The sequence below is a fragment of the Geodermatophilus chilensis genome (genome assembly GCF_002802985.1).
Lineage (GTDB): Bacteria > Actinomycetota > Actinomycetes > Mycobacteriales > Geodermatophilaceae > Geodermatophilus > Geodermatophilus chilensis.
Genome location: NZ_NVPT01000153.1, coordinates 1 through 12,221, shown reverse-complemented (window position 1 = coordinate 12,221; position 12,221 = coordinate 1). Strand labels below are relative to the sequence as shown.

At 74.6% G+C, this 12,221-nt stretch carries 12 protein-coding genes; 4 read left to right on the top strand and 8 right to left on the bottom strand.

What is annotated here, in order from left to right; genetic code table 11:
- The 7 genes from CNO22_RS21155 to glgA form a co-directional block, all read right to left on the bottom strand.
- Entirely contained in the window at positions 1–1,908 is a 1,908-nt protein-coding gene (locus tag CNO22_RS21155; RefSeq protein WP_100501231.1) for a multicopper oxidase domain-containing protein, read from the bottom strand.
- A 133-nt stretch (positions 1,909–2,041) separates the two neighbouring features.
- Entirely contained in the window at positions 2,042–3,379 is a 1,338-nt protein-coding gene (locus CNO22_RS21150; protein ID WP_157937049.1) for a sensor histidine kinase, read from the bottom strand.
- A complete protein-coding gene (locus tag CNO22_RS21145) occupies positions 3,369–4,046 on the bottom strand; it encodes a response regulator (RefSeq protein ID WP_198588490.1) in 678 nt (225 codons plus the stop codon). Before CNO22_RS21145 ends, CNO22_RS21150 begins: the two co-directional genes overlap by 11 nt.
- A gap of 207 nt (positions 4,047–4,253) precedes the next feature.
- The gene (locus CNO22_RS27900; protein WP_157937048.1) at positions 4,254–4,679 is read right to left on the bottom strand and encodes a response regulator; all 426 of its coding nucleotides are present in this window, start codon (positions 4,677–4,679) and stop codon (positions 4,254–4,256) included.
- Between the two features lie 185 nt (positions 4,680–4,864).
- On the bottom strand, positions 4,865–5,611 hold the full coding sequence (locus CNO22_RS21135; RefSeq protein ID WP_232807228.1) for a GAF domain-containing protein: 747 nt from the start codon (positions 5,609–5,611) through the stop codon (positions 4,865–4,867).
- 55 nt (positions 5,612–5,666) lie between these two features.
- The gene (locus CNO22_RS21130; RefSeq protein WP_100501226.1) at positions 5,667–6,731 is read right to left on the bottom strand and encodes a hypothetical protein; all 1,065 of its coding nucleotides are present in this window, start codon (positions 6,729–6,731) and stop codon (positions 5,667–5,669) included.
- A gap of 138 nt (positions 6,732–6,869) precedes the next feature.
- Complete coding sequence (gene glgA, locus CNO22_RS21125; protein ID WP_100501232.1) at positions 6,870–8,042, bottom strand: glycogen synthase; 1,173 nt, start codon at positions 8,040–8,042, stop codon at positions 6,870–6,872.
- Between the two features lie 74 nt (positions 8,043–8,116).
- On the opposite strand from glgA, the gene glgC reads away from it, so the two are divergent.
- Entirely contained in the window at positions 8,117–9,337 is a 1,221-nt protein-coding gene (gene glgC / locus CNO22_RS21120; RefSeq protein ID WP_100501225.1) for a glucose-1-phosphate adenylyltransferase, read from the top strand.
- Positions 9,338–9,374: 37 nt separating this feature from the next.
- Positions 9,375–9,899: a 2'-5' RNA ligase family protein gene (locus CNO22_RS21115; RefSeq protein WP_232807227.1), complete on the top strand. Its 525-nt coding sequence runs from the start codon at positions 9,375–9,377 to the stop codon at positions 9,897–9,899.
- On the opposite strand, the gene CNO22_RS21110 is transcribed toward CNO22_RS21115, so the two are convergent.
- Positions 9,855–10,499 carry an O-methyltransferase gene (locus CNO22_RS21110; RefSeq protein WP_100501223.1) on the bottom strand — a complete coding sequence of 215 codons (645 nt, stop codon included), beginning with the start codon at positions 10,497–10,499 and terminating at the stop codon, positions 9,855–9,857. The genes CNO22_RS21115 and CNO22_RS21110 overlap by 45 nt on opposite strands.
- Before the next feature lie 285 nt (positions 10,500–10,784).
- Between CNO22_RS21110 and sigE the strand changes: the two genes are divergently transcribed.
- The gene (gene sigE / locus CNO22_RS21105; protein WP_100501222.1) at positions 10,785–11,375 is read left to right on the top strand and encodes an RNA polymerase sigma factor SigE; all 591 of its coding nucleotides are present in this window, start codon (positions 10,785–10,787) and stop codon (positions 11,373–11,375) included.
- Positions 11,372–11,965: an anti-sigma factor family protein gene (locus tag CNO22_RS29785; RefSeq protein ID WP_100501221.1), complete on the top strand. Its 594-nt coding sequence runs from the start codon at positions 11,372–11,374 to the stop codon at positions 11,963–11,965. The genes sigE and CNO22_RS29785 overlap by 4 nt, the downstream gene beginning before the upstream one ends.
- The last annotated feature ends 256 nt before the right edge of the window (positions 11,966–12,221 follow it).

The following is a 12,221-nucleotide window of genomic DNA, read 5'->3' as shown; positions in this document are numbered from 1 at the left end:
TCAGTGTCGTGACGTTAGAGAGACGTCGGCGGCGTCAGATGTGTGTAAGGGGCAGGTGGTGGGGGGCGTCGTCGAGCCGGTGCCGCCGGTGGTGGTCCCCGTCGTCGTGCCGGTGGTCCCGGTGCCGGTGGTCCCGGTGCCCGTCGGGGCCGGCGGCGGAGACTCGGCGAGCTCCTCCGCGAGCTCCTCGGCCTGCTCCGCCGCCTCCTCGAGGGCGTCCTCCATCTCGTCCGGGTCGCCGCTCTTGGGCGGTGCGGTGTTGATGGAGTCGCAGTCGAGGTCGTGGTGACCCACCTGGTACTGGGTCATCATGTCGTGGTCCTCGTGGGAGAGGTTGTGGCAGTGGATCATGTACCGCCCCTCCTCGTGGTCGAAGCGCATGATCACCCGGACGGTCTCGCCCTCGCCGACGTAGACGACGTCCTTGGGGCCGCGCTCCTCCGGCCGCGGCGGGCGGCCGTTGCGGCTGAGGACCTGGAAGTCGACCAGGTGCACGTGCAGCGGGTGGAACCAGCCGCCCGAGGAGTTCTCGACCTCCCAGATCTCGGTGCTGGCCCGCGCGACGTTGGCGAAGACGTGCTCGTACTTGGTCTTGACGACGTCGTCCCAGGTCTCACCGTTGATGACCCACAGGCCGTTCGTGCGCTCCAGCCGCAGCCGGCGGGTGGCCACCGACGCGGCCGGGTCCAGCGTCATGACCGGGTTCACCGGGCCCAGCGTGCTCGGGACGCTGTTGCCGTCGGTGCTGGTGACCGTCGTCCCGACCTCGAACTGCATGACCTTGCCGGTGTGGTCGTAGTCCCGGGCGTTCTTCACACCGCCGTTGATCAGCTGGACCTTCGTGCCCTTGAGGTCGGCGAAGTCGATGACGACCTCGTAGCGCTCGGCCATGCCGATGGTCAGCTGGGTGACCGTCTGCGGCCTGGGCATGAAGCCGCCGTCGGTGGCGATGACGGTGAACGGCTTGCCGTTGCTCAGCCGGAGCGTGTAGCCGCGGGCCAGTGAGCCGTTGAGCACCCGGAAGCGGTACTTGCGGGGCTCGACCTTCATCGTCGGCCACGGCACGCCGTTGACCAGGATGACGTCGCCGTAGACGCCGGACTCTCCGTCGTCGTCCCACATCAGCTGGCCGTTCTTGGCGAACATGACGTCGCTGATGGTCAGCGGGAACTCGTACTGCGGCCGGCCGGTCCCGACCTTGGCGCGGTCGTAGCGCGGGATGCCGAGGTCGCGCTCGAGCTGCTCGTCGACGCAGTGGTACTGCGCGGCCAGGCCCATGTAGACGTTCTGGGCGGTGTGGTGCACGCCGTGGTCGTGGTACCAGAGCGTCCGCGGCGAGCAGTTGTTCGGGTACATGTAGTTCTTCCACTCGCCCGGCTGCGTCAGGTCGCCCGCGTAGCCGTCGAACTGCGGCTTGGACGGCGAGCCGTGCAGGTGGGTGGAGGTCCACGGGACGTAGCCCAGCGTCGGGTGCTTCGCCGGCAGCTTGTTGATCTGCTGCATGACGACCCGGCGCGTCTGCATGCCGTTCTGGTAGACGCGGATGGTGGGGCCGGGGACCAGGCCGTTGTAGCCCCACACCGTCGTCTTGACGCCCGTGCCGAAGTCCGCCTGCGCCGGCCGCTGCTCGATGCGGTGATAGTCCGTGCCGACGTACGCCCCGCCGGTGACGGGGGTCGTCGTCCCCGGCACGGTGCCGTAGGTGTCGCCGGGCTTGTCGTCGGTCCGGTACGGCGCCAGCACCGGCGGGGCGGTGAAGGCAGCGACGTAGGGCCGCGGCATCCTCTTCGCGTCGAGCTCCGAGGCGCTCTTGGCCGAGAGCACGGCCTGGTAGGGAAGGGCCATGGCCGCGGTCCCGACCAGCGACACCTTGAGGACGTCGCGACGGTTCAGGCTGGGCGTGTCCATCGGGGTGCTCCTCACTCACCTGCGGTGATCGTCGGAGGAACACTCCCGCGTCCGCCGCCCTCGTCACAGCCGGAACGAGGGGGCGGGGGGCTCCCGCATTTGGGGGGTCCGCGCAGGTCGGCCGCTCGTGGCGTCACTGTCCGTGGTGTACCGGCACCACGGCGGTCAGCATCGCGCCGCCACCGGGCCGATCACCCAACGTGACGGTGCCTTCCAGCTCGACGACCCGGTCCCGGAGCAGCGACAGGCCCAGGTGGCCGTCGGCGCGCTTGTCGGTGGACGCCGGGAAGCCGACGCCGTCGTCGGCGATCTCCAGCCGCACCGCCGGTGCGCCGCGCAGCTCGGTCTCCTCGAGGGTGATCCAGGCGCGCTTGGCCTGGGCGTGGTGGGCCACGTTGGCCAGCGCCTCCTTGGCCGTGCGGTAGAGCACCGCCGTCACGTCCGGCGCGGTCTCCGGCAGCGGGGCGGCGTCCATGAGCACCTCGATGCCGGCGGCGCGCAGCGGCTCGGCGGCGTCGGCGATCGCCACACCCAGGCCCGGCCCGCTGAGGTCGGGCGGGTAGATGTCGACCATGAGCCGGCGCAGCGACTGGACGGCGTGCCGGATCGCGCCCACCAGCTTGTCGACGGTCGGCTGCCGTTCCTCGGGCACGCTGTTGCGCAGCGCCGAGAGGGCGTAGCTCACCCCCGCGAGGTCCTGCACCGGACCGTCGTGCACGTCGGCGGCGATGGCCCGGCGTTCGCGGTCGGAGGCCTCGATGTTGCGCTGCACCAGCGCGGTCCGCTCGGCCTCCTGGCGGCGCACCCGGCGGGCCAGCGACGCCGCGATGGGCACCTGCACCAGTTGCAGGACGACGAGCGCGCCGATGGCCATCGGGATGATCTGGCCGCGCAGCCGCGCCGCCTGGCGGTCGATGCCGTCGTAGGCGAAGTACGCCTCGAAGGCCAGCTGCTCACCGGCGACGGTCAGGGGCGTGTAGACCTCGAGCAGCGTCTGCGCCCCGTCGCCGGGCGTGGTCTCCGGTCGCTCGTCGACCTCGGCGACGGTCTGCCCGCCGATCGCGGTCAGCAGGCCGTCCGAGGGCGGGAGGGTGCGGCCCTGCTGTCCGCGCTCGCTGGAGTACACGATCTCGCCGGTCGCCCGCCAGACGACGATCCGGGTCACCGACCCGTCGCTCAGCCGGTTGCGCACGTCCCGGTCGAGCTCCTCCCACCGCCCGGGGACCCCGGCCAGCGCCTCCGCGAGGACAGGGGCCACCAGCAGCTCGGCGAGCCGCTCGGCGACGCCCTCGGCCTCCTCGAGCGCGTTGTCCCGCGCGATCCGCTCACTCAGCCAGATCGTGCCCGCCGAGACGGCGAGCAGGACCAGCAACGCGACCGCGCAGAAGGCGGCCAGCTCGCGGCCCCAGGCGGTGCGGCGACGGGCGGGAGCGGGTCCCGGGGGAGGGGAGGAGCCGGGCTCAGCGCTCATCCACGGCGCCGAGGAGCCCCAGCTGCTGGGCCTTGACGACCGCCTCCAGCTGGGAACGGACGCCGAGCTTGGCGTGCAGCGACTTCACGTAGCCGCGGCAGGTCTCCAGCGTGATGCCGAGGACCCGGGCGATGGCCTTGACCTGCATGCCGCGGCCGAGGCAGTCGAGGACCTCCTGCTCGCGCCGGGTCAGCTGGGGCACCGCGCCCCGGCTGCCGGCTGCCGAGGCCCGCGGCGCGCCCCCGGCGAAGGTCGAGGGCGCGACGAGCATCTGCCCGGGCTGCACCCGGGAGAGGACGTCGATCATCTCGGCCAGCGAGCCGTCCTTCGGGATGAACGCCGAGGCGCCGGCCTGTGCGGCCCGGACGACCCAGTCGGGGTCGCGGTGGGCGGTGACCACGGCGACGTCGGCGTCCGGCGCGACCTCGCGGATGCGGCGGGTGGCCGCCAGCCCGTCCTGGCGGGGCATCTCGATGTCCATGACGACGATGTCGGGCTGCAGCTCCTGGGCCATCGCCACGGCCTGCGCCGCCGAGTGGGCGGTGCCGATCGCGTCCATCCCCGCGGAGGTCAGCGCCCCGGAGAGGAGTTCGGCGAAGGTGCGGTGGTCGTCGACCACCAGGACCCGTGCCAGTTCGGTCGGCCGCTCCAGCTGGGCAAGCGTCATGGGAACCCCCGTCGTCATCCCGTGCCCGGCCCGCCACTGCGGGAGAGCGGGATCATCGGACCGGACATCCGCGCGCCTGACCAGGGGCTTTACCCCCCTTCAGGACCAAGGTCCCGGGTGGCCCCGAGCACTCCGGAGCGATCCATCACCCTCCGTGAGGGGTTCGGTGCGGTTCCGTACTGCTCCCTTCCCCCTCACGGGTGAACCTCAGCGGGAGCCCGCGCCGTCACCGGCGGTCGCGGAGGTCGCGGCCGGGCTCCAGGCGGTGCCGCCGGCGGCCACCGCGCGCACGTGGCCGGGCAGTGCGCCGGGGTCCTCGCCCTTGAGCAGGTAGCCCACGACGCCGATCTCGCGGGCCTCCCGCACCAGGGCCGGGGTGAGCGAACCGGTGAGGACGACGACCCGCGACTCCGGGCGCTCGTCGAGCAGCTCGCGGGCCGCCTGCAGGCCGGTGACCCGCGGCATGGCCAGGTCCAGGAGGACGACGTCGGGCCGGGTGCGCCGAGCGGCGTCGAGGACCTGCCCGCCGTCCTCGCACTCGGCGACCACGGTGAGGTCACCGCTGGTGTGCAGCAGCTCGACCAGGGAGTCGCGGACGAACGCGTGGTCGTCCGCGAGCAGGACGGTGATCACGTCGTCGCCTCCTCCCCGTCCGCGCCGCCGCGGTCGTGTTCCCCACGGCCGCGCTGCCGCCCCCGCGGCACCGGGCCAGTCTGCCGACCGGTCCGGGACGGGGACAGCCCGACCCCGGGGGTGTCGGACCCCCAACCGAGGGGGCCGCGTGGAACCGGGCGGTGACCCAGCGTGAGACCCGCCGGTCAGTGGGAGGACGCCGGCAGGTGGCCGTTGGGCCGACCGAGGTCCGCGGGGTCGAGCCGGCCGGCCAGGACGTCGCCGGCGAGGTCGTCGACCGTGCGGCCGGCGGCCCCGGCCGCGGAGCGCAGCACGTCCAGTGCCGCCGGTGCGCTCAGCTCCCGGGCCAGGGCAACTCGGCCCAGCGCCGTCCACACCTGTCCGCGAGCCCTGGCCGCCGGACCGTGCAGCCACGCCGGGCCACCCTCCGGCGACCACGGCGCCCAGACGGCGGCGTCCCCGAGCGCCGCGCTGACCAGGTCGCCCACGGCCATGGCCTCGAACACGTCGAGGTCGGGGACGGCGGTCTCGTCGGTGAAGAACAGGTCCATGGCGCCGGGGCCGGCCAGCGTCTCGCCGATCGGCAGGGCGACCACCGCCCGGTAGGGCGTGTGCCGGGCCAGCAGTCGGGCGAAGGCCGGCCAGCGGCGCTGCAGGTCGGCGGAGGCCGCGAACACCGGCTCCCGGTGTCGCTGGGCGGCCTCGCAGGGGCCGTCGCCGGCGGTGAACTGCAGCCGCTCGGCGAGGGCGGCGGTCTCCGAGCTCGCCCCCAGGGGGACCCGCCGTTCCCCGGCTGCGCCCACGCTGAGCCCCGCGCCGTCCACCCGGAGCGTCCGGGCGCAGGCCCCGGACAGCCGCACGGGGAGCAGCTCGGGGCCGGCGGGCTCGCTCAGCCCGTCCAGCGCGGCACGGAAGCGCGTGGCGATCGACACGCACCGATCATCCGGCATGCCGACAACGGGGGGTTCGGGAAGATCTCGCTCCGGATCAGTGCGCTGGCTGCTCGGACCGGTAGGTGTAGGCGGCCTCGCGCACCGCGTCGTCGGACTCCAGCCCGGCACCCAGCGCGCCGCCCACCGTCGCCAGCGAGCAGGTGAGCCAGGCCAGCTCCAGGTAGTCCGAGAGGTGGACGGGGTGGCCCAGTCCGTCGGCGAACAGCGACCCCACCACCAGCAGCAGTGCGCCGGCGAACGCGAGGGTGAAGAGCACGGTGTAGAGCGTGAGGACGCCGATCACCACGGTGGCGGTGGTCGCCACGTTGAACAGCAGCACCTGTTTGCGCACCCGGCGCGAGCGCGGTCGTTCCCACAGCTCCGCCCCGACGACGAGGGTGACGACGACGGCGACCACCGAGCCGAGGGCGATGACCGTCAGCCGCGGCCAGCCGGAGTTGTCCGCCAGCGCCCAGATGTCGGGTGTGATGAGCGCGAAGACGCCGGCCGCGATCGCCGCGGTGAGCGCCCGGGACAGCCGTACCGCCAGCCGCCACGGCCGGTTGGCCCGCACCATGCCGAGCAGCAGCCGCAGGTTGCCCGACAGCACGCGGGCGGTGAAGGCCACCCCGGCGGTGCCGTCGGCCGGGTCGGTGGCCAACTCGCGCAGCCGTCGTCCCATCGCGGCGCGGTCGTCGGCGTCGCCGTCCTCGCCGGTGCCCAGCAGGGTGCGCACCAGCCCGAGCGCGGTCTGCAGCGCCCGCTTGCGCAGCCCGACGGCGCCCAGCGCCGGCAGCGACAGCAGCGCGACGCCGTGCACCGGGCTGGCCGAGCCGACCACCGGCCGCCGGTCGACCTCCAGCGGGACGTCGGTGAGCGCCAGGGCGAGGTCCCAGTCCTCGGCGAGCAGCCGCCGGCGGGTGGCCGCGACGATCTCGTCGTCGTCCGCCGGGGGCTGCACCAGCCCGTCCTCGACGGCCCGCACCTCCCAGCGCACCTGCGGGTGCGCCGCGGCGAGCTCGCTGCCGAGCTGCCCGGCCAGCCAGCCGGCCAGCTCGGCCGGGGCCCCGGGAGCGGCCACCAGCCCGACCTGGACGACGGGCGCGACGGCCTGCGACACGAGTCCTCCCGTTCCCGACGCCGCCCGGGTGGGGTGCCGGCGCCCGATCACCCCGGTCGTCGCTGGGCGCCCGGTGGGGTACCGGACGGCCACCGTCCGGGGGCCCGCGCCGAGCGTGGGGTGAAGGGTGGTCCGTCCTCAGCCCCGGGCCGCGAGCACCGCGCGGTAGACGTCCACGGTCTGCTCGGCGATCGCGGGCCAGCCGAACTCGGCCAGCACCCGCTCGCGGCCCGCGGCGCCCATGCGGGCGGCCCGCTCCGGGTCGTGCAGCAGCTCGGTCACGCGCGCGGCGAGGCCCGCCTCGAAGGCGGCGACGTCGTCGGGGTCGTGGGGGACCAGCAGGCCGGTCACCCCGTCGGCCACCACCTCGGGGATGCCCCCGACGGCGCTGGCCACCACCGCGGTGCCGCACGCCGCGGCCTCCAGGTTCACGATGCCGAGCGGCTCGTACACCGAGGGGACGACGAACACCGTCGCGCCGGTGATCAGCGGCACCAGCTGCTCGCGCGGCAGCATCGCCTCGATCCACGCCACGCCGTCCCGCCGGGACTGCAGCTCGGCCACCGCGTCGGCGACCTGCTGCCGCTCGGCCGGGGTGTCGGCGGCGCCGGCGCACAGCACCAGCCCGGCGTCGGCGGGCAGCTGTTCGGCCGCCCGCAGCAGGTGGACGACGCCCTTCTGGCGGGTGATCCGGCCGACGAACAGCGCGTAGGGCCGGTCGGGGTCCACGCCGAGCGAGCGGACGACGTCGGGGTCGTGCACCGGCCGGTAGGCCTCGGCGTCCACGCCGTTGCCGACGACGTGCACGCGGGCCGGGTCGAGGTCGGGGTAGGCGTCGAGCACGTCGTCGCGCATGCCGTGGCTGACCGCGATGACGCCGTCCGCGGCCAGGTAGGCGGTGCGCTCCACCCAGGAGGAGAGCCGGTAGCCGCCGCCGAGCTGGTCGGCCTTCCACGGCCGGCGCGGCTCCAGCGAGTGCGCCGTCACCACGTGCGGGGTGCCGTGCACGAGCGAGGCGAACAGCCCCGCGCCGTTGGCGTACCAGGTGTGGCTGTGCACCAGGTCGACGCCGGCCAGCGCACCGGCGATCTCGACGTCCACCCCCAGCGCCTGCAGCGCGCCGTTGGCGCCCTGCAGCCCGGCCGGCACCTCGTGGCCGTTCGCGTCCGGCCGTGGTGCCCCGAAGCAGTGCACGTCGAGGTCGAGCCCGTCGGGCAGCGCGCGCAGCGCCGCCGCGAGGTGCTCCACGTGCACGCCTGCGCCGCCGTAGACGTCCGGCGGCCACTCCCGGGTCACCATGCCGATCCGCACGCAGGTCACCCTAGGGGTGCAAGGCGCGCACCGCGGTGGAGCGCCCGTGGCGATCAGCGGATACGTTGCGGTGCATGCGTGGCGGTCCTCGGGTTCTCGGCATCGTCCTGGCCGGCGGAGAGGGCAAGCGGTTGACCCCCCTGACGCAGGACCGGGCCAAGCCGGCGGTGCCCTTCGGCGGCAACTACCGGTTGATCGACTTCGTCCTGTCCAACCTGGTGAACGCCGACATCCGGCAGATCGCGGTGCTCACCCAGTACAAGAGCCACAGCCTCGACCGGCACATCACCACGACCTGGCGGCTCTCCCAGATGCTGGGGAACTACATCACCCCGGTGCCCGCGCAGCAGCGGCTCGGCCCCCGCTGGTACACCGGCAGCGCCGACGCGATCTTCCAGAGCCTCAACCTGATCTACGACGCGCGGCCGGACATCGTCGTCGTCTTCGGTGCCGACCACGTGTACCGGATGGACCCCGCGCAGATGATCGACCAGCACCTGCGCACGGGTGCCGGCGTCACCATCGCGGGGCTGCGGGTGTCGCGGCAGGAGGCCACCGGCTTCGGCGTCATCGACGCCGACGGGGAGGGCCGGGTGCGCGGCTTCCTGGAGAAGCCGGCCGACCCGCCGGGGCTGCCCGACTCGCCCGAGGAGAGCTTCGCCTCCATGGGCAACTACGTGTTCACCACCGACGCCCTGCTCGAGGCGCTGCGCAAGGACGCCGAGGACGAGCACTCGGTGCACGACATGGGCGGCTCGATCATGCCGATGCTGGCCGACGCCGGCGACGCGTGGGTCTACGACTTCTCCACCAACATCGTCCCCGGCGCCACCGAGCGCGACCACGGGTACTGGCGCGACGTGGGGACGATCGACTCCTACTTCGACGCGCACATGGACCTGGTGTCGGTCACTCCGGTCTTCAACCTCTACAACGACCGCTGGCCGATCCTCACCCTGCCGCCGCAGCAGCCGCCGGCGAAGTTCGTGCTCGGCGGGCGGGCCGAGGAGTCGATGGTCAGCGCCGGCTCGATCATCGGCGGCGGCTCGGTGCACAGCTCGGTGGTCTCGCCCGGGGTGCGCGTCGAGCGGGGCGCGCGGGTCGAGGACAGCGTGCTCATGGACGGCGTGTACGTCGGCGAGGGCGCCTACGTCCGGCGGGCCATCCTCGACAAGAACGTCGTCGTCCCGGACTGGACGCGCATCGGCGTCGACCTCGCCGCCGACCGCGAGCGCTACCACGTCAGCGACGGTGGCGTGACCGTCCTCGGCAAGGGCGCCCGCGCCCATCGCTAGGGCGGAGGCGCTCGCGCCCGTCGCCGAGCCCCTGATCGTGACGCTGCTCCTGGACCCCGAGGCGCAGGAGCGGTTCGACCGGCTGCGCGCGGCGCACTTCCCGGCCGAGCGCAACCACCTCTCCGCGCACGTCACGCTGTTCCACGCGCTGCCCGGCGACCGGGCCGACGCCGTCGCGGCCGACCTCGCCGACGCGGCGCGCCGGCCGGGCTTCGACGTCGCGGTCACCGGTCTGCGGCTGCTCGGCCGGGGTGTGGCCTACACGCTCGAGGCGCCGGAGCTCACCGCGCTGCGCGGCGGGCCCGCGGCCGGCTGGGAGCCGTGGCTCACCCCGCAGGACAGACAGCGGCACGCGCCGCACGTGACGGTGCAGAACAAGGTGGAGCCGGCGGTCGCCCGCGCGCTGCGGGACCGGCTGGCCGCCGGGTTCGTGCCGCACCGGGTCGGTGCGCGCGGCCTGGGTCTGTGGCGCTACCTCGGCGGGCCGTGGGCGCCGGTCGCGGAGTACCCCTTCGGGCTACTGGCGCCGGGTGGCGACGAGCAGGCCCGCCCCGATCGGTAGGACGGCGGAGGTCAGGTCCTCGTGCTCGCGGACGGCACGGGCGACGTCCCGCCAGGCCGCCGTCTGGTCGTCGCGAGCGCGGGGGTCGGCGATCCGGTCGCCGTCCAGGAGCCCGTGGCACACCACCGTCCCGCCGACCCGCACCAGCTCGACGAGCGCGCCCAGGTGCGCGGCGTACTGGGTGGGCGCCCCGGCGCAGACGACCATGTCGTAGGCGCCCGGCGAGAGACGGGGGAGGACCTCCCCGGTCGTGCCGAAGATCATCCGGGTGCGGCCGGGCGGGTGGCCGGCCTCGGCGAACGCCCGGCGGGTGGCCCGCAGCGCCTCGGCGTCGCTGTCGAGGACGGTGAGCACGCCGTCGGGGCGCATGCCCTCGAGCAGCCACAGCCCGGCCACGCCGCCGCCGCTGCCGATCGACACCACCGTGCGGGCCGCGGACCCGGCGGCGAGGACGGCGAGGGTGGCGCCCTCCGCCGGCGTCACGGGCGGCGCGCCGGTCAGCCCCGCGGCGCGGGACCGGGCCGACACCAGCGCGGGCGTCTCAGCGGCGAAGCGGTCGGCGTACGCAGCGCCGTCCCGCCCGGGTGCCTCGGTGCTCACCGCCCGCCCCCGGGCTCGTGGCGCTCCTCGCTCACTCGCGCTCGGCTCCGGGCACCTCGCTGCGCTGCTCGCTCGCCCGTCGTCCTCGAGGCGCTCATCACCGGCCGAGGGTAGTGGCCGCGCCGTCCGGGCCCGGCTGCCGACGCAGCTGTGAGCTCCCTGTGAACGGGAACACCGGCCCGAGCCCGGCCCGTTGGAACCGACGTGCGCCCCGAGAGAGCCGCCCCCGCCCGACCCGCTGACGTCGGGGGGTCGACGACGGCTCCGGTCTGCGATCCTGGGACCGTGCCCGACGCCCCCGACCCCGCCCCCGCCGTGACCGAGGCGTGGGTCGCACCCACGTGGGAGCAGGTCGTGCGCGACCACTCCGCGCGCGTGTACCGGCTGGCCTACCGGCTCTCGGGCAACCCGCAGGACGCCGAGGACCTGACCCAGGAGACCTTCGTCCGGGTCTTCCGCTCGCTGGCCGACTTCTCGCCGGGCACCTTCGAGGGCTGGCTGCACCGCATCACCACCAACCTGTTCCTCGACATGGTGCGGCGCCGGCAGCGGATCCGGTTCGACGCCCTGCCCGAGGACACCGAGCGACTGCCCGGGACGGCGCCCAGCCCGGAGCAGGTCTACTCCGACACCCACCTCGACCCGCAGGTGCAGGCCGCGCTCGACGCGCTCTCCCCGGAGTTCCGCGTCGCCGTCGTCCTCTGCGACATCGAGGGGCTGACCTACGAGGAGATCGCGGCGACCCTGGGCATCAAGCTCGGCACGGTGCGCAGCCGCATCCACCGCGGCCGCGTCCAGCTGCGCGAGGCGCTCGCGCACCTGGCGCCGCGCCGGCCCGTGAGCCAGGGCACCGTCGCGGAGGGGAGCGCGGGGTGAACATCCCGGAGAGCCACCTGGCCCAGGAGGCCATCGCCGCCCTGGTCGACGGCGAGCTCGGTGGCGGTCCGGCCGCCCGGGCGGCCCGCCACCTGACCGGCTGCGCCCAGTGCCGCATGGCGGTGCAGGCACAGCGGGAGGCCAAGGAGGCGCTGCACGCCTCGGCGGACGTCGCCGTCCCCGGTGACCTGCTGTCCCGGCTGCGCGCCATCCCCTTCACCGCCGACGTGCCCGGCACCGGCGGCGGGCTCGGCGCGATGAGCGCCGGCCCCGGCCAGCTCACCGTCAGCGGCACCACCGGCTCGTGGTCGGTGCCACTGGCCCCGGACCCGGCCGCCGGCGACCGGCCGGGGCACGCGCGCTGGCTGCGCCGCGGCTTCGTCGGCGCGCTCGGCGTCCTCGGCGTCGGGGTGACCGCCCTGGCGCTGAACCTTCCGGCCGGCAGCTCCGACCGCGATCGCCCGTCCCCGGACTCGGTGGCCCGCGGCTCGTTCGAGGAGCGCACCGAGATCGTCCCGCCGGTGGTCCGCGCCACGAACGCCGGTACCGGCGGCGTCACGCCCGCCGCGACTCCGGGCGGGACGCCCTGACCAGCCGCGCCGGCACCCCGTCGGGGGAGGACCCGCTGGACCCGCAGAGCCCGGACGCCCTCCGCGCGTCCGCCGGGAACGGCCGCCCCGAGCCGACGGCGCCCGACGAGGCCTTCGCCCGGCCCCGGGACGGCGTCGGCGGTTTCGACCCGCCACCCCGCGCCCGGTCCGCGACCTGTCTCTCACCCACATACGACGACTCCGCCGACCCATTCCCTTGTGACTCAGGCAGGGACCCGACCTTTAAAAAAACAAA